This is a genomic window from Streptacidiphilus sp. MAP12-33 (assembly GCF_041261265.1).
Lineage (GTDB): Bacteria > Actinomycetota > Actinomycetes > Streptomycetales > Streptomycetaceae > Streptacidiphilus.
Genome location: NZ_JBGCCA010000018.1, coordinates 49,377 through 68,752 on the forward strand (window position 1 = coordinate 49,377; position 19,376 = coordinate 68,752).

At 72.6% G+C, this 19,376-nt stretch carries 18 protein-coding genes; 15 read left to right on the top strand and 3 right to left on the bottom strand.

Going from position 1 to position 19,376, the window contains the following annotated elements; all coding sequences use genetic code 11:
* Window positions 1–85 precede the first annotated feature (85 nt).
* The 9 genes from ABH931_RS18985 (at window position 86) to ABH931_RS19025 (ending at window position 11,912) form a co-directional block, all read left to right on the top strand.
* A complete protein-coding gene (locus ABH931_RS18985; RefSeq protein ID WP_370114759.1) occupies window positions 86–847 on the top strand; it encodes a response regulator transcription factor in 762 nt (253 codons plus the stop codon).
* On the top strand, window positions 844–2,331 hold the full coding sequence (locus tag ABH931_RS18990) for an ATP-binding protein (protein WP_370114761.1): 1,488 nt from the start codon (window positions 844–846) through the stop codon (window positions 2,329–2,331). The genes ABH931_RS18985 and ABH931_RS18990 overlap by 4 nt, the downstream gene beginning before the upstream one ends.
* 58 nt (window positions 2,332–2,389) lie before the next feature.
* The gene (locus tag ABH931_RS18995) at window positions 2,390–4,567 is read left to right on the top strand and encodes a glycosyltransferase family 39 protein (protein WP_370114763.1); all 2,178 of its coding nucleotides are present in this window, start codon (window positions 2,390–2,392) and stop codon (window positions 4,565–4,567) included.
* An 89-nt stretch (window positions 4,568–4,656) separates the two neighbouring features.
* Complete coding sequence (locus ABH931_RS19000; RefSeq protein ID WP_370114764.1) at window positions 4,657–5,745, top strand: S1C family serine protease; 1,089 nt, start codon at window positions 4,657–4,659, stop codon at window positions 5,743–5,745.
* A 90-nt stretch (window positions 5,746–5,835) separates the two neighbouring features.
* Window positions 5,836–7,092 carry an amidohydrolase family protein gene (locus ABH931_RS19005; protein ID WP_370114766.1) on the top strand — a complete coding sequence of 419 codons (1,257 nt, stop codon included), beginning with the start codon at window positions 5,836–5,838 and terminating at the stop codon, window positions 7,090–7,092.
* Window positions 7,085–7,999 (top strand): TIGR03619 family F420-dependent LLM class oxidoreductase, encoded by a 915-nt coding sequence (locus ABH931_RS19010; protein WP_370114768.1) that lies wholly within the window; start codon window positions 7,085–7,087, stop codon window positions 7,997–7,999. The genes ABH931_RS19005 and ABH931_RS19010 overlap by 8 nt, the downstream gene beginning before the upstream one ends.
* Window positions 8,000–8,073: 74 nt before the next feature.
* Window positions 8,074–8,913, top strand: coding sequence for an SDR family NAD(P)-dependent oxidoreductase (locus ABH931_RS19015; protein ID WP_370114770.1), 840 nt, complete (start codon window positions 8,074–8,076; stop codon window positions 8,911–8,913).
* Between the two features lie 122 nt (window positions 8,914–9,035).
* Entirely contained in the window at window positions 9,036–10,160 is a 1,125-nt protein-coding gene (locus ABH931_RS19020; protein WP_370114772.1) for an LLM class flavin-dependent oxidoreductase, read from the top strand.
* 12 nt (window positions 10,161–10,172) lie between these two features.
* Complete coding sequence (locus ABH931_RS19025; RefSeq protein WP_370114774.1) at window positions 10,173–11,912, top strand: amidohydrolase family protein; 1,740 nt, start codon at window positions 10,173–10,175, stop codon at window positions 11,910–11,912.
* Window positions 11,913–11,937: 25 nt separating this feature from the next.
* On the opposite strand, the gene ABH931_RS19030 is transcribed toward ABH931_RS19025, so the two are convergent.
* The 3 genes from ABH931_RS19030 to ABH931_RS19040 all read right to left on the bottom strand — a co-directional run bounded on the left by ABH931_RS19030 (window position 11,938) and on the right by ABH931_RS19040 (window position 14,542).
* Window positions 11,938–12,558, bottom strand: a complete 621-nt coding sequence (locus ABH931_RS19030) for a sensor domain-containing protein (protein WP_370114776.1) — start codon at window positions 12,556–12,558, stop codon at window positions 11,938–11,940.
* A 136-nt stretch (window positions 12,559–12,694) separates the two neighbouring features.
* On the bottom strand, window positions 12,695–13,213 hold the full coding sequence (locus ABH931_RS19035) for a hypothetical protein (protein WP_370114778.1): 519 nt from the start codon (window positions 13,211–13,213) through the stop codon (window positions 12,695–12,697).
* Window positions 13,214–13,387: 174 nt separating this feature from the next.
* On the bottom strand, window positions 13,388–14,542 hold the full coding sequence (locus tag ABH931_RS19040) for a sensor histidine kinase (protein WP_370114780.1): 1,155 nt from the start codon (window positions 14,540–14,542) through the stop codon (window positions 13,388–13,390).
* A gap of 223 nt (window positions 14,543–14,765) precedes the next feature.
* Between ABH931_RS19040 and ABH931_RS19045 the strand changes: the two genes are divergently transcribed.
* From ABH931_RS19045 to ABH931_RS19070, 6 genes are read left to right on the top strand one after another with little or no spacing between them, the layout of a single operon-like run.
* Window positions 14,766–15,167 (top strand): NADH-quinone oxidoreductase subunit A, encoded by a 402-nt coding sequence (locus tag ABH931_RS19045; RefSeq protein WP_370114782.1) that lies wholly within the window; start codon window positions 14,766–14,768, stop codon window positions 15,165–15,167.
* A complete protein-coding gene (locus ABH931_RS19050) occupies window positions 15,158–15,766 on the top strand; it encodes an NADH-quinone oxidoreductase subunit B (protein ID WP_370114783.1) in 609 nt (202 codons plus the stop codon). Before ABH931_RS19045 ends, ABH931_RS19050 begins: the two co-directional genes overlap by 10 nt.
* The gene (locus ABH931_RS19055) at window positions 15,763–17,280 is read left to right on the top strand and encodes an NADH-quinone oxidoreductase subunit C (protein ID WP_370114784.1); all 1,518 of its coding nucleotides are present in this window, start codon (window positions 15,763–15,765) and stop codon (window positions 17,278–17,280) included. The genes ABH931_RS19050 and ABH931_RS19055 overlap by 4 nt, the downstream gene beginning before the upstream one ends.
* On the top strand, window positions 17,277–18,239 hold the full coding sequence (locus tag ABH931_RS19060; RefSeq protein WP_370114786.1) for an NADH-quinone oxidoreductase subunit H: 963 nt from the start codon (window positions 17,277–17,279) through the stop codon (window positions 18,237–18,239). The genes ABH931_RS19055 and ABH931_RS19060 overlap by 4 nt, the downstream gene beginning before the upstream one ends.
* Window positions 18,239–18,808: an NADH-quinone oxidoreductase subunit I gene (locus ABH931_RS19065; RefSeq protein WP_370114788.1), complete on the top strand. Its 570-nt coding sequence runs from the start codon at window positions 18,239–18,241 to the stop codon at window positions 18,806–18,808. The genes ABH931_RS19060 and ABH931_RS19065 overlap by 1 nt, the downstream gene beginning before the upstream one ends.
* Window positions 18,805–19,374, top strand: a complete 570-nt coding sequence (locus tag ABH931_RS19070) for an NADH-quinone oxidoreductase subunit J (RefSeq protein WP_370114790.1) — start codon at window positions 18,805–18,807, stop codon at window positions 19,372–19,374. Before ABH931_RS19065 ends, ABH931_RS19070 begins: the two co-directional genes overlap by 4 nt.
* Window positions 19,375–19,376: the final 2 nt, after the last annotated feature.

Genomic DNA, 19,376 nt, shown 5'->3' on the forward strand with positions numbered 1-19,376 from the left:
GCTGAGAAAAACTCCCAGGGAACTCACAGGGCCGACGTAGCGATACCTCATCGATTTCTCATTCAACATCGGCACCGTGTCCGACATGACCACGACTCCGGCCGATGCCTCCTCCGAGCTCCGCCGTCCCGACGGCACCCCCGTGCGGGTGCTCGTCGTCGACGACGAGGCTCCTCTCGCCGACCTGCTCTCCATGGCGCTGCGCTACGAGGGCTGGCAGACCACCACCGCCGGCGACGGCGCGGCCGCGATCCGCGCCGCCCGCGACTTCCGCCCCGACGCGGTGATCCTCGACGTGATGCTGCCCGACCTGAACGGGCTGGAGGTCATGCGCCGGCTGCGCGCCGAGCGCCATGACGTCCCCGTGCTCTTCCTGACCGCCAAGGACGCCGTCGAGGACCGCATCGCCGGACTGACGGCCGGTGGCGACGACTACGTCACCAAGCCGTTCAGCCTCGAAGAGGTCGTCGCCCGCCTGCGCGGCCTGCTGCGCCGCAGCGGCGCGGCGGCGGCGCGCAGCGAGTCGCTGCTGGTCGTCGGCGATCTGACGCTGGACGAGGACAGCCGCGAGGTCCACCGCGCGGGCTCCTCCATCCGCCTGACGGCGACCGAGTTCGAGCTGCTGCGCTTCCTGATGCGCAACCCGCGCCGGGTGCTGAGCAAGCCGCAGATCCTGGACCGGGTCTGGAACTACGACTTCGGCGGCCAGGGCAACGTCGTCGAGCTGTACATCTCCTACCTGCGCCGCAAGATCGATGCCGGCCGCGCCCCGATGATCCACACCATGCGCGGCGCGGGCTACGTCCTCAAGCCCGCCGTGGCGGAGAGCGCCGCCACCGCGTCATGATCCGCCGCTGGTCGACCTGGCCCCTGCGGGTGCGGCTGGTCGTCGTGGTCACCATGCTGCTGGCCACTGTGTTCACAGCCATGGCCGCGCTGACGACGCTCCAGCTGCGCGGCCACCTGGAGGGCTCGCTCCGCGACGAGCTGGCCAGCACGGCCCAGGGCGCCCGCTTCGGCCTGGCCAAGCAGGGCGCAGGCGACGACCACGGGTTCAACTTCATGCAGGGCCCGGGCATGCAGCGTGACGCCGTGGGCCTGGCGAAGGACCGCCAGGGCAACGTCACGCTCAGCGGGGTCAACGAGCGCGGAGCGAGCCTGACGCAGGCGCAGATCGACGCACTGAGCGCGGTCCCCGCGGACGGCAACACCCACACGGTGGACCTGCCGGGGCGCGGCACCTACCTGGTCGAGTCCGACCCGGCGTTCGGCCCTGGCGGGCCGCCGGGACAGGCCGCGAACGCCGGTCCGATCACCGTGGGCGTGTCGGCCTCCGGGGTCGACGACACCATGGGCAGCCTCATCGCGACCGAGGCGGTGCTCGGGGTCGCGGGCGTGATACTGGTCGGCTTCGTCGGGTTCGGGCTGATCCGGGTCTCGCTGCGGCCGCTGGACCGCGTGGCGGCGACCGCCGCGCGGATCTCGATGCAGCCGCTGCACGAGGGCGAGGTCGGGAGGCTGACGCGGGTGCCCGCCGACGACACCGATCCCCGGACCGAGTCCGGGCTCGTCGGGGCCTCGCTGAACCGGATGATCGACCACGTCTCCGCCGCGCTCGAAGCGCGGCACGCGAGTGAGACGCGGGTGCGACAGTTCGTCGCCGACGCGAGTCACGAGCTGCGTACCCCCCTCGCCTCGATCAAGGGCTACGCCGAGCTGACCCGGCGCAGCCGGGAGACCGTGCCGCCGGACGCGGCCTACGCGCTGGGGCGCGTCGAGTCCGAGGCGACGCGGATGACCGCGCTCGTCGAGGACCTGCTGCTGCTCGCCCGGCTGGACGCCGGGCGTCCGCTGGAGCGGGAGCCCGTGGACCTCGTGCCGCTCGTCGTGGACGCGGTGCGCGACGCGCACGCGGCCGTGCCCGACCACCGGTGGGAGGTGCGGCTGCCCGAGGGCGAGCTCGCGCCGGAGGTGCTCGGCGACGAGAACCGCCTGCACCAGGTGCTGGTCAACTTGCTGGCCAACGCGGGCAAGCACACCCCGCCCGGGACCACCGTCACCGCCTCGCTCACGGTCGACGCGGGCACGGCCGTCCTCGCCGTCGCCGACGACGGGCCGGGCATTCCGCAGGAGCTGCTGCCCACCGTCTTCGAGCGCTTCGCGCGCGGCGACGGGTCACGCTCGCGCAAGGCGGGCAGTACCGGGCTGGGTCTGGCCATCGTCGCCGCCGTCGTGGCCTCGCACGGCGGGCAGGTCTGGGTGACCAGCGAGCCGGGCGAGACGGTGTTCAGCGTGCGGCTGCCGCTCGCCTCCGTCCTGGCGACGGCCTGACGGCGGGGGCACAGGAACGGCACACCCGCCCGACAGTGTGCTCGGGGAGCGTGAGGCCATGACCGCTACGCTCCCCGAACCGACCGTCGACCAGCCGGGCCCCCCTCCGTCCGAGGAGCGACGGCCCCGCGACCCGCGCTGGGCGCGCCCGGCCTTCCTCGGACTGCTCGCCCTGACCGCGCTGCTCTACCTGTGGGACCTGGGCGCGTCCGGCTGGGCCAACCAGTTCTACGCGGCCGCCGTGCAGGCGGGCACGCACAGTTGGAAGGCGATGTTCTTCGGCTCCTCCGACTCGGCGAACTTCATCACCGTCGACAAGCCCCCGGCCTCGCTGTGGGTGATGGAGCTCTCCGCCCGGATCTTCGGCCTCAACTCCTGGTCCGTCCTGGTGCCGCAGGCACTCGAGGGGGTCGCCGCCGTCGCCGTGGTGTACGCGGCGGTCAAGCGCCGCCTCTCGGCCGGGCCCGCGCTGATCGCGGGAGCGGCGCTCGCGCTGACGCCCGTCGCGGCGTTGATGTTCCGCTTCGACAACCCCGACGCGCTGCTCGCGCTGCTCCTCGCGCTGGCCGGCTACGCCGTGCAGCGGGCCCAGGAGCAGGCGCGGACACGCTGGCTGGTGCTGGCGTCGGCGCTGATCGGTCTCGCCTTCCTGACCAAGACGCTCCAGGCGTTCCTGGTGCTCCCCGCGTTCGGCTCGGTCTACCTGCTGTTCGCACCGACCGGGCTGTGGCGGCGGGTGCGGCAGCTGCTGCTCGCGCTGGTGGTGCTGGTGGTCTCCTCCGGCTGGTGGGTGGCGGTCGTGGAACTGACGCCGGCCCAGTACCGGCCGTACATCGGCGGCAGCCAGCACAACGACTTCCTGGAGCTGACCTTCGGCTACAACGGCTTCGGCCGGATCACCGGTTCGGAGACCGGCAGCGTCGGCGGCGGGGGCGGTGGCGGCGGTACCGGGATGTGGGGGGCGACCGGCATCACCCGGTTGTTCGGCTCCGACATGGGCGGTCAGATCGCCTGGCTGCTCCCGGCGGCGTTCCTGCTGCTCGCGGCGGGCCTGTGGTGGACCCGGCGGGCGGCGCGGACGGACGCGCTGCGGGCGTCGCTGCTGCTGTGGGGCGGCGTGCTGGTGACCACGTTCCTGGTCTTCAGCTTCATGGCGGGCATCTTCCACCCGTACTACAACGTGGCGCTGGCCCCGTACCTGGCGGTGGTGGTCGGCCTCGGCGCCGAACTGGTGTGGGAGCGGCGCGGGCGGTGGGCGGCGTCCGGCGTCGCGGCGATGGTCGTCGCGGTGACGGGCGTGTGGGCCTACGTGCTGCTGGACCGCAGCGCGGACTGGCTGCCGTGGCTGCGCTGGACGGTGCTGCTGCTCGCCCTGGCGGCGGCGCTGGTGCTGGCCTTCGGCCCGCTGATCGGCCGTCGGCTGTGGGCGGCGGCCGCGGCTGCGGCGGTGCTGGCCTCGCTGGTGGGACCGGCGGCGTACAGCGTCGAGACGGCGGGCACCGCGCACAGTGGCTCGCTGCCCTCGGCGGGTCCGGCCGTGCAGGGCGGCGGCTTCGGTGGCGGTTCCGGTCGTGGCTTCGGCGGTGGCATGCGGGCGGGAGGCGCGACGCGCGGAGCCTTCCCGGGCGGGGGCACCGGCGGCACCGGCGGCCAGGGCGGTCAGGGCGGTCAGGGCGGTCAGGGCGGGCAGGGCGGCTTCCCCGGCGGGGGCACCGGCGGCACGTCGAGCGGAGGTGGCACCGGCCGCGCGGGTGGCTTCGGCGGCTTCCAAGGTGGCGGCTTCCCCGGTGGCAGCGTTGCGGGCGGCGCCACGCGGGGCGGTACGGGCGGCGGTACGGGCGGCGGCGGCGCCGGCGGGCTGCTGGACGGCAGCAAGCCGGGCACCGCGCTGACCGCGCTGCTCAAGCAGGGCGTCTCCAGCTACACCTGGGTGGCCGCGGCCGTCGGCTCGCAGAACGCGGCCGGCTACCAGCTGGCGAGCGACGCGCCGGTGATGGCGATCGGGGGCTTCAACGGCACTGACCCCGCGCCGACCCTCGCCGAGTTCGAGAGCCTGGTCCGGGCCGGAAAGGTCCACTACTTCCTCGGCGGTGCGCTGACCATGGGCGGCATGGGCGGGAGCAGCACCGGCGGATCGAGCGACTCGTCGCGGATCTCCTCGTGGGTGGCCAAGAACTACAGCTCCACGACCGTCGACGGGGTGACGGTCTATGACCTGACGAAGGCCAAGAGCTAGCACTTCGTGCGCGCCTTCCGGGAATCTTTGATGACAAACGCGACAATAAGGACAGATCATCATCGTCGTCCACAGTGAAGGTCGCAGTCATGGAGTTCCCGGCCCGTCGCCTGATCCCCGCCGTCGCCGCCGCCGCTGCGGCCCTGCTCGCGCTCACCGCGTGCACCAGCAGTGGCAGCGGCGGCGGTGGGAGTTCGAAGTCCTCGGACCAGGGGAGCGCCGCTCCCGCGCCGAGTGTCAGCAACGACCTGCAGACCGCCTACGAGAACACCGTCAAGGCCGTGCTGCCCTCGATCGTGCAGATCAACGCGTCGAACAGCCTCGGCACCGGCATCGTCTACGACACCAAGGGCGACATCGTCACCAACGCCCACGTGGTCGGCAGCTCCACCACCTTCCAGGTGCTGCTCTCGGACCAGTCCAAGCCGCTGAACGCGACCCTGGTCGCCAGCTTCCCGGCGAACGACCTGGCCGTGGTCAAGCTGACGAACCCGCCCTCCGGGCTGAAGCCGGCCACCTTCGGCGACAGCTCCAAGGTGGAGATCGGGCAGATCGTGCTCGCGATGGGCAACCCGCTGGGGCTCTCCTCCAGCGTGACGCAGGGCATCGTCTCCGCCGTCGGGCGCACCGTCAGCGAGGGCAAGAGCCAGGAGAACCCGCAGGGTGCCACGATTCCGAACATGGTGCAGACGAGTGCCGCGATCAACCCGGGGAACAGCGGCGGCGCGCTGGTCAACCTCTCCAACCAGGTGATCGGCGTCAACACGCTCGCGGCGCTGGACAACAACGAGGGCAACGCCCAGGCGCCCGGCATCGGCTTCGCGATCCCGGCCTCGACGGTGACCAACCTGGCCGACCAGATGATCAAGTACGGCAAGGTCACCGACTCCGGCCGGGCCGCGCTCGGCATCACCACTCGGACGGTGATCGCGCAGGGTGGTGACGGCAGTCAGACCACCGGCGCCGGCGTCGTCTCGGTGACCAGTGGCGGCCCTGCGGACAAGGCCGGACTCAAGGCCGGCGACGTGATCACCAAGCTCGGCGGCACCACGGTCGACAGCGTCCAGGCGCTCTCGGAGGCACTGGCCGCGGACAAGCCGGGCCAGCAGGTGCCGGTCACCTACCTGCGCGACGGCGCGACCAAGACGGCCAACGTGACCCTGGGGACGCTCCAGTAGCGCCTCGCTCCACCGGGCCGGTCCAGGCTGTGCAGTCGTGACCTGACACGGGTCCTGACGGATCGTCAGATTACGCGTAGCCTGACCGGCATGGAGAGCTTCCCCTGGATCGTTTCGGTGGACGACCACACCGTCGAGCCGCCGCACGTGTGGCAGGACCGGCTGCCTGCCCGGTACCGCGAGATCGGCCCCCGCATCGTCCGGGCACCGCTCGCCGAGATGACCTTCGTCGGTGGGCGGTTCGCGCCCAGGATGGGCGAGCCGGGCAGCGAGGGCCCGATCGCCGACTGGTGGGTCTACGAGGACCTGCGCCGCCCGCTCACCCGCCTCGACACCGCCGTCGGCTACCCGCGCGAGGAGGTGCGGCTGGAGGCGATCACCTACGAGCAGATGCGCCCAGGCTCGTTCTCCATACCCGAGCGGCTCGCCGACATGGACATCAACCATGTCCAGTCCGCGCTCTGCTTCCCGACCTTCCCCCGCTTCTGCGGCCAGACCTTCACCGAGGCCAAGGACCACGAGCTGGGCCTGCTCTGCATCCGCGCCTACAACGACTGGATGGTCGAGGAGTGGTGCGGTCCCGCCGCCCACGGCCGGATGATCCCGCTCGCCATCGTGCCGCTGTGGGACGCGGAGCTGGCCGCCGCCGAGGTGCGGCGCAACGCCGAACGCGGCGTGCGGGCCGTCTGCTTCAGCGAGATCCCGCCGCACCTGGGCCTGCCCAGCATCCACACCGACGCCTGGGACCCGTTCCTGCGCGCCTGCGAGGAGACCGGCACGGTCATCGCCATGCACATCGGCAGCTCCTCGCGGATGCCGTCGACCTCGGCGGACGCGCCGCCCGCGGTCGGATCGACGATCACCTTCGCCAACTGCTGCTTCTCGATGGTCGACTGGCTGATGAGCGGCAAGTTCGACCGCTTCCCGGGCCTGAGGATCATGTACGCGGAGGGCCAGATCGGCTGGATCCCCTACATCCTGGCCCGCGCGGACGTGGTGTGGGAGGAGAACCGCGCCTGGGGCGGCGTCGCCGACAAGGTGCTGACGCGGCCCAGCGAGCTGTTCGCCCGGCACATCTACGGCTGTTTCTTCGACGATCCGCACGGCCTGCGCAACCTCGACGCGATCGGCGCCGCCAACGTCCTGTACGAGACGGACTACCCGCACTCCGACTCCACCTGGCCGCGCAGCCGCGAGGTCGCCGAGGAGCAGATGGGGCACCTGGACGCGCCGGTGGTCGAGCAGTTGGTGCGCGGCAACGCGATCGAGCTCCTGGGTCTGACTCCGGGCGGCCTGTGGGCCGGGGCTGCGGGTGTCCCGGGTGTCTCGGGGGGCGGCCGTGGCTGAGTTCGGTATCCAGCTGCCCGTCCAGGCGCAGAGCACGATGTTCGTCGAGCCCTGGGAGACGCAGGCCGGGCCGGCGGAGCTCGCCGCCGTCGCGCAGGCCGCCGACCGGCTCGGGTACGCCTACGTCGCCTGCTGCGACCACGTCGCCATCCCGCGCCGCCTGGCCGGGCCGATGGGCGCGACCTGGTACGACCCGGTCTCCACGCTCGGCTACCTGGCCGCGTTGACGACCCGGACCCGGCTGCTCTCGCACGTCGCGGTCGCGCCGCTGCGGCACCCGCTGCTCAGCGCCAAGCAGTACGGGACGCTCGACCTGCTGAGCGGTGGCCGGTTGATCCTCGGCGTGGGCGCGGGTCATGTGCAGGAGGAGTTCGAGACGCTCGGTGTGGACTTCCACCGGCGCGGCGAGATCCTGACGGAGACCATCGCGGCGCTGCGGGTGGCACTGACGGACGAGTACCCGGAGCACCCGGGGCCGCGCTTCCCGTTCCGGGAGCTCGCCGTCAGCCCGCGTCCGGTGCAGGCGCCGCCGCCGATCTGGGTCGGCGGCTCCTCCCCGGCGGCGGTCCGGCGCGCGGCCGCGCACGCCGAGGGCTGGCTCTCCCAGGGCGACACCCTGGACACCCTGCCCGCGCAGCTGCGACTGATCGAGTCGGTGCGCGAGCGGGAGGGGCGCGAGGGCGCGTTCGTGGTGAACGCGATCGTGCCGCCGCTGTACGTCGGCGAGCCGGGGTGGGAGATCGGTCGCCGGTCCGTCTCCGGCAAGCCGGAGCAGCTGGCGGAGATGCTGCGCGGTTACGTCGCCGTCGGCGTCACCCACGTGCAGCTGCGGCCGCGCAGCCGGGACATGGGGGAGTACCTGGCACAGCTGGAGCTGATCGCCCAGGACGTGCTGCCGCTCGTGTGAGGTCTTCCCTTGTGCGGGCTCCCCAAGGAAACTGACGGATAGTCAGATCCAGTTCTGTGAGGGGAGCCCGCACCATGACCGAGGCCACCACCGGACGGCTGTCCGGCCGCACCGTCCTGATCACCGGCGCCGCACGCGGCCAGGGCGAGGCGGAGGCCCGCCTCTTCGCCGCCGAGGGCGCCCAGGTGCTGCTCGGCGACGTGCTGGACGACCGCGGCGAGGCGCTGGCCAAGGAGCTCCAACTGGAGCTCGGCGCCGACCGGGTCCGCTACCAGCACCTCGACGTCGGCAGCGAGGAGGACTGGGCGGCGGCCGTGGAGACCGCCGTCGCGTCCTTCGGCAAGCTGGACGGCCTGCTGAACAACGCCGGCATCCTGCGCTTCAACGAGCTGGTGAGCACGCCGCTGGAGGAGTACCTGGCGGTGGTCAGGGTCAACCAGGTCGGCTGCTTCCTGGGCATGCGCGCCGCCGCGCCCGCGATCGAGGCCGCGGGCGGGGGGACGATCGTCAACACCGCCTCCTACACGGCACTGACCGGCATGGCGCTGCTGACCTCCTATGCCGCGACCAAGGGCGCGATCGTCGCCATGACGCGCGTGGCCGCGCTGGAGCTGGCACCCAAGGGCATCCGCGTCAACGCCCTCTGCCCCGGCGCGGTGGACACCCCGATGTCCGACCCGGCCAACGCCTTCGCGGGCGCGGACGGCGCGCCCGCGCTGAGTCCGGAGGACGCGGCGGCGCTGGCCTCGGCCACGGCGGAGCTCTACGGCAAGGCGGTCCCGCTCGGCCGGATCGGCCGCCCGGAGGAGATGGCCCGCCTGGCGCTCTTCCTCACCTCGGCGGACTCGTCCTACGTCACCGGCCAGCCGTTCGTGGCCGATGGCGGCTGGATGAGCGGCGTCAGCATCGGCTGACCGCCGCCGGGACCGCCGTGCGCGTGGCGCCGTCGTCCGTCAAGTCTTGACCGGTCCGGGCACGGGTGCGAGAGTCGGATCGCAATCTGATGGTTCGTCAGATATGGAGATGGTGACCGCTCATGGAGTTCGGTGTCTTCATCCAGGGCTACGTGCCCAGAAGTCGATCCCTGGCCGACCCGCAGGCCGAACACCACGCCCTGATGGAGGAGATGGACTACGTCGTCCAGGCCGACAAGGCGGGCTTCAAGTACGCCTGGCTCACCGAGCACCACTTCCTGGAGGAGTACTCGCACCTCTCCGCCAACGATGTGGCCATCGGCTACCTCACCCACGCCACCGAGCGCATCCACGTCGGCTCCGGCATCTTCAACCCGCTGCCCCGGGTCAACCACCCGGTCAAGGTCGCCGAACGCGTCGCCATGCTGGACCACCTCTCCGGCGGACGCTTCGAGTTCGGCACCGGCCGCGGCGCCGGCAGCCACGAGATCCTCGGCTTCCTCCCGGACGTGACGGACATGAACGCCACCAAGGAGATGTGGGAGGAGACCATCGGGGAGTTCCCCAAGATGTGGCTCCAGGACGAGTACCAGGGCTTCAGTGGCAAGCACTGGTCGCTGCCGCCGAGGAAGGTGCTGCCGAAGCCGTACGGCAAGGCCCACCCGGCCATGTGGTACGCCGCGGGCAGCCCCGCCTCCTACGAGATGGCCGCGCGCAAGGGTCTCGGCGTGCTCGGCTTCAGCGTGCAGAAGGTCTCCGACATGGAGTGGGTCGTCGAGAGCTACAAGCACGCGGTGCGGGAGGCCGAGCCCGTCGGGGCGTTCGTCAACGACAACGTGATGGTGACCTCGACGGCCATCTGCGCCGAGACCCGCGAGGAGGCCCGGCGCCTGGCCGCTCGGGGCGGCCTCAACTACCTCCAGTCGCTGCTCTTCCGCTACCACGACACCTTCCCGCGGCCCGAGGGCATCCCCGAGTGGCCCGAGCTGCTGCCGGAGTACAGCGAGGAGCTGATCGACCTCCTCGTCGCCGAGGAGCTGATGATCTGCGGCGACCCGGACGACGTGCTGCGCCAGTGCAAGCGCTGGGAGTCCGCGGGCGCGGACCAGCTGGTCTTCGGCCTGCCGGTCGGCCTCCCGCCGGAGCAGACCGCGCAGACCATCCGCCTGATCGGCGAGCACGTCATCCCCAAGATCGACACCGACCCGGTCCACCGGACCACCCGGTTCCGGCAGGCCGCGAGCTAAGGGGCGCAGGAGATGCTCGACCACCTCATCCGCGGAGCCACCCTCGTCGACGGCACCGGCGCCCCCGCGCGCAGCGCGGACCTCGGGATCAAGGACGGCCGGGTCGCCGTCGTCACCGCGGCCGGCGCCTGCCGGGAGCTCGCGGTGACCACCGAGGACGCCACCGGCCTCGTGCTCACCCCCGGCTTCGTCGACCCGCACACCCACTACGACGCCCAGCTCTTCTGGGACCCCTTCGCGACCCCCTCCCTCGGCCACGGCGTCACCACCGTCGCCGGGGGCAACTGCGGCTTCACCCTCGCGCCGCTCAACCCGGCCCGGCCGGAGGACGCCGACTACACGCGCCGGATGATGGCCCGCGTCGAGGGCATGTCGCTCGCCGCGCTGGAGGAGGGCGTGCCCTGGGGCTGGTCCGGCTTCGGCGAGTACCTCGCCGCGCTGGACGGGAAGATCGCCGTCAACGCCGGCTTCATGGTCGGCCACTGCGCGCTGCGGCGGCACGTCATGGGCCCGGACGCGGTCGGCGGGCAGCCGACGGCCGAGCAGCTGGCGCAGATGGTCGCCCTGCTCAAGCAGGCCATGGCGGAGGGCGCCTGGGGCCTGTCCACGACGCAGTCCGGCACCCACTCCGACGGCGACGGGCAGCCGGTCGCCTCCCGCCACGCGCGGCCCGAGGAACTGCTCGCCCTCTGCCGCGCGGTCGGCGAGGCCCCGGGCACACAGATCGAGGCGATCGTGGCGGGCTGCCTCGACACGTTCGCCGACGCGGAGATCGACCTGCTCGTGCAGATGAGCGCCGTCGCCGGACGCCCGCTCAACTGGAACGTGCTGACCGTCGACGCGGCCGTGCCCGACCGCGTCCCGCGCCAGCTCCTCGCCTCGCAGCGGGCCCGGGAGGCGGGCGGCCGGATCGTCGCGCTCACCATGCCGATCCTGACGCCGATGAACATGAGCCTCGGCACCTTCTGCGCGCTCAACCTCATCCCCGGCTGGGGCCCGGTCCTCGGCCTGCCGGTCCCGGAGCGCATAGCCGAGCTGCGGCGCCCGGAGGTCCGCGAGGAGCTGCTGCGCCGCGCCAACAGCCCCGAGGCGGGCGTCTTCCGCCGCCTCGCGGACTTCGGCCGCTACGTCATCGGGGACACCTACTCGGCCGCGAACGACGGCCTCTCCGGCCGCGTCGTCCGGGAGATCGCCGCCGAGCGCGGCCAGGACCCGTTCGCCGCACTGGTCGAGATCTGCGTCAACGACGAGCTGCGGACCGTGCTCTGGCCGATGCCCACGGACAACGATCCGGCGAGCTGGGAGCTGCGGCGGGAGACCTGGCAGCACGAGGACGTCATGCTCGGCGGCTCGGACGCGGGGGCGCACCTGGACCGCATGTGCGGCGCCCCGTACACCACCCGCTTCCTCGCGGACTGCCTGCGGCGGCGGCGGTTGCTGCCGCTGGAGCAGGCGGTCCGGATGCTGACGTCCGACCCGGCCGAGCTGTTCGGCCTGCGCGGCCGTGGCACGGTCGCCGTGGGGAACCACGCGGACCTGGTCCTCTTCGACCCGGAGACGATCGACGCCGGCCCGGCGACCCTCGTCCACGACCTCCCGGGCGAGAGCCCGCGGCTGGACTCCCGCCCGGAGGGCATCGTCGCCGTCCGCGTCAACGGCGTGGAGACGGTCCGCGAGGGCAAGCTCTCCGGCGCGATCCCGGGCACGGTCCTGCGGTCGGGTAAGGACACGCGGACCGTGGCGACCCGTTAGGGGTGCGAGGCCCTGTCTCGCGCCCCTACGCGAGCAGCCCGCGTGCCATCGCCCTCCGCACGGCCGCCAGGCTCTTCACGACCTGCGTCGCGACCAGCACCAGCACGATGCCCGCGACGCAGGTCGCGGCGATCTCCGGGAGGGTCGAGATGTAGTGGCTGTGCCCGTTGTTCTCCCACAGCTTGTAGCCGGGCCAGCCGACGTACCGTGGGAACACCCAGTGGTACAGCGGGTACAGCGTCGCCGAGATGCCCACGCTCCAGAGCGTCACCGCCAGCGTGAAGCCCAGCACGCCCATCGGCAGCAGCAGGAACGCGTACAGCGCCGCGCGCCAGCTCGCGCCGTCGGAGAGCATGCCGCGGATCCAGCCGACGAGGCCGGGGCGGGACTGCGTCACCGGCGCCGGCGCGGGGATCTCCTCGCCCAGCAGGGCGCGCGTCCGCGCGCGTTCCATCGTGCCGAAGGCGCGGGCACCGGCTACGCAGGCGACGAGTATCGGGAGACCCACGAACGTCATCACCGAACCGACGCCGAAGCAGAACAGCGAGACGACATAGCTGAACGAGACGACCCCCAGCGGTAGATCGAGGATCAGGTGGAGGGTCGCGCGCCAGGTCCGGGCCGAGATGATCGCAGGTGTCGTCATACGGTCCAGCCTGCCTGGTGCGCCCCGCGCGGGCACTGGGGCGGCTCGGTGTCCTGGGGGTGGGGACAGCCCTACCCGGCACACAGCACGACGTCCGCCCCGCCGCGAGCGCGGCGAGGCGGACGTGGGGCGTGGATTACTTGTTGCCCAGGCAGAGGACGACGGCGCTGGTGTAGCGGCCACCGGTCTGCGAGTAGCCGGCGACGGCGCCGGGGACACCCTGGCACTCGTTCTCGTCCGAGCCGTCCTTGACATCGACGACCTTGTAGTTGGCGCTGGAGTCGGAGCAGGAGACGACGTGCAGGTCCGGGTTGGTGTCCGAGCCCGTGACGGAGACGCAGTCGCCGACCTTGGCGGTGTCAGCGCCACCCGTGACCTGGTCGTAGATGGTGTAGCCCACGCCGATGACGATGAAGACCACGATGTAGATCAGGATCCGCTTGCCCGCGCGACCCAGGCGCTTGCCGCCGGAGGCCTTCGCCGGGGCCGGCGGGGCCGGGAAGCCGGTGGCCGGGGGCGCCTGGAAACCGGCGGCCGGGGGCGCCGCGTAACCCTGCTGCGGCGGGACGGTGGCGTTCGGGGTCGCGTAGGGGTTCTGCGGCGCGGCCTGGCCGTCCTGCGGCGGGGTCTGGTAGGGGTTCTGGGGCGTGGTCACGGCTGGTTCCCTCGTTAAGGTCGTGCGAACGTGTGACGATGAGTCGAACGCCGGACCATAGCGGCTCACAGGTGGTTCATGCCTGAGAGAAACCCAACCGAGGCTGTACAGCTCCTTAACCGTAATGAACATCCGGTCAAAACCGTCATATCCCTTGCCCGGTGACGACCGGTCCTACCGTGCTCCCGCTCGCGTCCGCCATGGCAGCTCCGCAGTGATGTTCGTCGGACCGCCGACCGGACTGTCGACGACGAAGACGCCGTCGACCGCGCGGATCCGCTCGGCGAGCCCCGCCAGGCCGCCGCCGGGCAGCTCCTGGGCGCCGCCCGTGCCGTCGTCGCGCACCTGCAGCATCAGGCGCTCGCCCGAGCGCCAGATCTCCACGCCCGCGCTCGACGCGCGCGAGTGCTTGGCCGCGTTGGTCAGCAGCTCGCTGACGGTGAAGTAGGCGATGCCCTCGATCGCCGAGTCGGGCCGCTCGGACAGCTCCACCTCCACCCGGACGCCGCCGGGCAGCGGGCTGCGGGCCGCGATCGAGGAGAGCGCCGCGTCCAGGCCGCGGTCGGTCAGCACGGCGGGGTGGATGCCCCGGGCCAGGTCGCGCAGCTCCCGCAGGGCCAGCTTCACCTCGTTGTGGGCGTCCGACACCATTCGGGCCGCCGCCTCCGGATCCTCCGTCAGCTTCTCCTTGGCCAGGCCCAGGTCCATGGCCAGCGTCACCAGCCGGGCCTGCGCGCCGTCGTGCAGGTCGCGTTCGATCCGGCGCAGGTCCGCCGCGGCGGTGTCCACCACCGCGCCGCGGTCGTCCTCCAGCTCGCGGACCCGCTCCGTCAGGCGTCCGGGGGAGAGCAGCGAGCCGACCAGCGCCCGGTCCACCGCGGAGAGCCCGTGGACGATCCAGGGCAGCAGCGGGAAGAGCACCACCGTGGCGACCACGGTCACGGTGAACGCGATGATGCCCCACGGCAGCATCACCAGGCAGTACAGCGCGGTGCGCCATGCCAGGCCGTCGCTGAGGGTCGCGAAGACCAGTTGCAGGAAGCCGGGCCGGCGGGCCTGCACCGGCGGCGGCTCCGGGATGTCCTCGCCCAGCAGCACGCGGGCCCGCGCCCGCTCCAGCGAGGAGCCCGCCCGGAGCAGCAGCAGGGTGGCGAAGAGCAGCCAGAAGCCGACGACGGTGATGAGCAGGCTGACGCCCAATGCGAGCAGGGGCACCGCCAGCGCGAAGGCGGTGATGCCGACCGGCAGGTCGGTGAGCAGGTGGACGGCCTGCCGCGCCATCCGGGCATCGAAGTGGGGGCGCCGTGCGGCGCGGGTCGGCTCAGTCATGATCCAAGACTGGCCGGTGCGGGGTGCGTAGCGCCATGGGGCAGGGCGGACGACCGGGGGTGGGGACAGCCCTACCCCGTCCCGCCCCCCGGATCGGGACCGCCCAACGGGTGGGCGCGGTTCACAGGTCGAAGCCGCTGGGACCTAGACTCCTGCCCCGTAAAGGCAAGGATTGCGTTAAGAGACCCATCAGCCCCACGCGACCCATCGGAGGCGAGTGACCATGCTGGCCGTGCAGGCACTGGCGGCATCCCGCACGGGGTACTTCCACGCCTATTCCGTCGTCGGCCTGATGGCGCTGATCGGGGTCCTCTTCGTCGGGACGGCGTTCACCGCCAACCGGCTGCTGCGGCCCTTCGCGCCCACGCCGGAGAAGCTGCTCGCCTACGAGTGCGGCGTCGACCCGGTGGGTGAGGGCTGGGCGCAGACCCAGATCCGGTACTACGTCTACTCCTTCCTCTACGTGATCTTCGCGGTCGACGCGATCTACCTCTTCCCGTGGGCGACGGTCTTCTCCGCGCCCGGCTTCGGGGCCGGAACGCTGGTGGAGATGGGCGTCTTCATCGGCTTCCTCGCGGTCGGCCTGCTCTACGCCTGGAAGAAGGGTGTCCTGGAATGGTCGTGAACCTCGGAACCCCGGACCCCTCACGTCCGGGCGGTGGCGCCCTGGAGGTCCGAAAGCTCGGGCCGCTGGCCCGGATGGCACCCGACCCGATCAAGGTCGTGCTGAACTGGGGCCGCCGGTACAGCCTGTGGTGCTTCAACTTCGGCCTGGCCTGCTGCGCGATCGAGTTCATCGCCGCGTCGATGGCCAAGCACGACTTCATCCGGCTCGGCGTGATCCCCTTCGCGCCCGGCCCGCGCCAGGCGGACCTGATGATCGTGTCCGGCACGGTGACGGACAAGATGGCCCCCGCCGTCAAGCGCCTGTACGAGCAGATGCCGGAGCCGAAGTACGTCATCTCCTTCGGTGCCTGCTCGAACTCGGGCGGCCCGTACTGGGACTCCTACTCGGTCACCAAGGGCGTCGACCAGATCATCCCCGTCGACGTCTACGTCCCCGGCTGCCCGCCGCGGCCCGAGGCGCTGCTCCAGGGCATCCTCAAGCTGCAGGAGAAGATCGCGCGGGAGTCGCTGCCGGAGCAGTACCCGGCGGTTCCGGCCGCACCTTCCGCCGCCGTGCTCTCCCGTCCGCTCGTCCGGGGCCCGGGTGACGCCTCGTGAGCCGTGAGCTGTCCCCCGAGGAGCTCGCCTCCTCCGTCGGCCCATGGGCCACGGCGAGCGAGGCGTACGCGCTGGTCACCGTCGACGTGCCCGCCGAGCACTGGATCGAGGCGCTGACCGCGTGCCGCGACGGCCTCGGCCTCGCCTACCTCGACTGGCTCTCCGCGGTGGACGAGCTGGCCGAGGGCTTCTCCGTCTCCGCGCACCTCGCCCACGCGGGCGAGGCGGGCTCCGTGACGCACCTGCTGCTGCGCACGCGCGTCCCGCGCGACGCCGCCACGCTGCCGACGGCGATCCCCGTCTACGCGGGCGCGGCCTGGCACGAGCGTGAGACGCACGAGATGTTCGGCGTCGACTTCGCGGGCCACCCGCACCTGGTGCCGCTGCTGCTGCCCGACGGCTTCGAGGGGCACCCGCTGCGCAAGGAGTTCGTCCTGGCCGCGCGCGTGGCCAAGGCCTGGCCGGGCGCGAAGGAGCCGGGCGAGTCCGACCACGGCCCGGCGGAGGGCACGGCCCGCCGCCGCATGCTGCCTCCGGGTGTCCCGGACCCCAACGAGTGGGGCCCCCTCAAGGGCACACTCCCCCCGGCCCCCGAACGCCCGGCCCGTGGTGCCCGCGCGGCGGCGGGCGGCCCCGCCGCCGACCGCCCGCGCCGCACCCGCTCCGTCGCGGCGGGCAGCGCGAGCCAGGCGCCCGACACCGCGCCCGCGGCCGAGGCTGCTGCCACGCCTGCGGCGTCCCCGGACATGCCCTGGGCCACCCCTGACGCGGGCACCACCCGCCCCCGCCGCGCCCGCTCGGTCACCTCCGGCAGCGTCAGCCAGGCATCCGAACCGCCCGCCGCAGCGTCGGCGCCTGCCGAGCCGCAGGCGTCCGGCGCCGAGCCCGAGTCGGACACGGCCTCGCCGGCCCCTGCCGCGTCGCTCGCGGCGGAGGCCGAGGCCCCGGCCGCGCCTGCGGCGCCGGAGGAGCCCGCGCTCGCCGCCGACGCGCAGGGCCCGAGCCCGGCGGTTGCGCCTGCCGAGCCGCAGGCGTCCGGCCCCGGGTCTGGTGCCGGAGCGGCCTCGCCGGCCCCGGCCGAGCCCGCGCCCGCTGACGGCGAGCTCCCGGCTGAGCCCGCGCCCGGAACGGGCTCGCCGACCCCGGCTGCGCCCGCGCCCGGAACGGCCTCCCCGGCCCCGGCCACGCCGCCCGGAACGGCCTCCCCGGCCCCGGCCACGCCGCCCGGAACGGCCTCGCCGAACCCGGCTGAGCCCGCGCCCGGAACGGGCTCGCCGACCCCGGCTGCGCCCGCGCCCGGAACGGCCTCCCCGGCCCCGGCCGCGCCGCCCGGAACGGCCTCGCCGAACCCGGCTGAGCCCGCGCCCGGAACGGCCTCGCCGAACCCGGCTGAGCCCGCGCCCGGAGCGGCCTCGCCGAACCCGGCTGCGCCGCCCGTGGGGGAGGGCCCCGCTGATACCGAACCCGGCGCCGGCAGTGGCGCAAGCGGCGAGACTCCCGAGGAGGGCGCGTGACCGCCACGCTCGACGCGTTGGTGCGGTGCATCGCCGTGCTGCTCGTGTTCCTCGTGTTCCCTCTCGTGATCGGGCAGACCGAGCACAAGGTCATGGCCCACATGCAGGGCCGCCTCGGCCCCATGTACGCGGGTGGGTTCCACGGCTGGGCGCAGCTCGTCGCCGACGGCGTGAAGTTCGCGCAGAAGGAGGACGTCGTCCCGGCCGGGGCGGACCGCAGGATCTTCCAGCTCGCGCCCGCCGTCGCGCTGCTGCCGTACCTGCTCGTCCTCGTCGCGATCCCGCTCGGGCCGGGCGACCTGCTCGGGCAGGACCTCGACGCGGGGCTGTTCTTCGTGCTCGCCGTGATGGGCGTCGGTGTGCTCGGCTCGCTGATGGCGGGGTGGGCGTCGGCGAACAAGTTCTCCCTCCTGGGCGGGATCCGGACCGCCGCCCAGCTGATGGCGTACGAGCTGCCGATGCTGCTGGCCGCCGCGTCCGTCGCGATGGCGGCGGGGACGGTCTCGCTGACCGGGATCCTCGGGGCGTTCCACTGGTGGTGGGTGCCCTGGCAGATCGTCGGCGGGTTCGTCTTCTTCGTCTCCGGTCTCGCCGAGCTCCAGCGCCCGCCGTTCGACATGCCGGTCGCCGACTCCGAGATCATCTTCGGCGCCTACACCGAGTACACGGGCCTGCGCTTCGCGCTGTTCCTGCTCTCCGAGTACGCGGGCATCCTGGTGATCTCCGCGCTGACCGCGGTCCTCTTCCTCGGCGGCTGGCACGGACCGATGTCCGGCAGCCTCGGCTGGCTGTGGATGCTGCTGAAGACCTTCGCCCTCGCCTTCCTGGTGATCTGGATCCGCGTCACCTACCCGCGCCTGCGCGAGGACCAGCTGATGCGCTTCGCCTGGATCGTGCTCATCCCGCTCTCGCTCGCGCAGCTCGCGCTGACCGGCATCGTCAAGGTGGTGATCTCCTAGTGGCTCCGAAGATCCCCGGCCGCGGCCTGGCCAAGGGCCTCGCGGTCACCCTGCGCACGATGACGAAGAAGACCGTCACCGCGCAGTACCCCGACGTGCAGCCCGAGCTGCCGCCGCGTTCGCGCGGCGTCATCGCGCTGCTGGAGGAGAACTGCACCGTGTGCATGCTCTGCGCGCGCGAGTGCCCGGACTGGTGCATCTACATCGACTCCCACAAGGAGACGCTGCCCGCCGCCGAGCCCAACGCCCGCGCCCGGACCCGCAACGTGCTGGACCGGTTCGCGATCGACTTCTCGCTCTGCATGTACTGCGGCATCTGCATCGAGGTCTGCCCCTTCGACGCGCTGTTCTGGTCGCCGGAGTTCGAGTACGCGGAGGAGGACATCCACGACCTCACCCACGAGCGCGAGCGTCTGCGCGAGTGGATGTGGACCGTGCCCGCCCCGCCCGCGCTCGACCCGGCCGCCGAGGAGCCGAAGGAGATCGCCGCCTCGCGCAAGGCCGCCGAGAAGACGCACGCGGCAGCCCTGCAGGCCGAGGCCGACGCGCCCAAGGAGGACGAGGCGTGACGAAGCTCGCCACCGCGCCCGCGCTCGACTCCACCCACGGCTTCCTCTCGCCCTCCGGCGTCGAGATCGTCTTCGTCCTGGTCGGCCTCGCCGTCCTCGGCGCCGCGCTGCTGACCGTCACCACCAAGCAACTGGTCCACGCAGCCCTCTGGCTGGTCGTCGCCCTCGGCGGGCTCGCGATCGAGTACCTGCTGCTGACCGCCGAGTTCGTCGCCTGGGTGCAGGTGCTGATCTACGTCGGCGCCGTCGTCGTGCTCGTCCTGTTCGGGCTGATGCTGACGCGCGCGCCGATCGGCGTCTCACCCGACGCCGACTCCGGCAACCGCTGGGTCGCCCTCGGGGTCGCCGTGGCCGCCGCCGCGACGCTGGTGACCCTGGTGGTGGACGCGTTCCGCAGCACCTGGATCGACCTCGGCACCGTGGCCGGGAGCACCACGGCCAACGGCGTCACCCTGTTCCGCTACTGGGTGCTGCCGTTCGAAGCGCTGTCGGTGCTGCTGCTGGCCGCGCTGGTCGGCGCGATCGTCCTGTCCCGGCGCACCGCACGTGACGAGAAGGAGCGCTGAGC

Coding starts and splice junctions, on each gene's coding strand:
- ABH931_RS18985 (WP_370114759.1), top strand. CDS start 86: ATGACCACGACTCCGGCCGATGCCTCCTCCGAGCTCCGCCGTCCCGAC.
- ABH931_RS18990 (WP_370114761.1), top strand. CDS start 844: ATGATCCGCCGCTGGTCGACCTGGCCCCTGCGGGTGCGGCTGGTCGTC.
- ABH931_RS18995 (WP_370114763.1), top strand. CDS start 2,390: ATGACCGCTACGCTCCCCGAACCGACCGTCGACCAGCCGGGCCCCCCT.
- ABH931_RS19000 (WP_370114764.1), top strand. CDS start 4,657: ATGGAGTTCCCGGCCCGTCGCCTGATCCCCGCCGTCGCCGCCGCCGCT.
- ABH931_RS19005 (WP_370114766.1), top strand. CDS start 5,836: ATGGAGAGCTTCCCCTGGATCGTTTCGGTGGACGACCACACCGTCGAG.
- ABH931_RS19015 (WP_370114770.1), top strand. CDS start 8,074: ATGACCGAGGCCACCACCGGACGGCTGTCCGGCCGCACCGTCCTGATC.
- ABH931_RS19020 (WP_370114772.1), top strand. CDS start 9,036: ATGGAGTTCGGTGTCTTCATCCAGGGCTACGTGCCCAGAAGTCGATCC.
- ABH931_RS19025 (WP_370114774.1), top strand. CDS start 10,173: ATGCTCGACCACCTCATCCGCGGAGCCACCCTCGTCGACGGCACCGGC.
- ABH931_RS19030 (WP_370114776.1), bottom strand. CDS start 12,558: ATGACGACACCTGCGATCATCTCGGCCCGGACCTGGCGCGCGACCCTC.
- ABH931_RS19040 (WP_370114780.1), bottom strand. CDS start 14,542: ATGACTGAGCCGACCCGCGCCGCACGGCGCCCCCACTTCGATGCCCGG.
- ABH931_RS19045 (WP_370114782.1), top strand. CDS start 14,766: ATGCTGGCCGTGCAGGCACTGGCGGCATCCCGCACGGGGTACTTCCAC.
- ABH931_RS19050 (WP_370114783.1), top strand. CDS start 15,158: ATGGTCGTGAACCTCGGAACCCCGGACCCCTCACGTCCGGGCGGTGGC.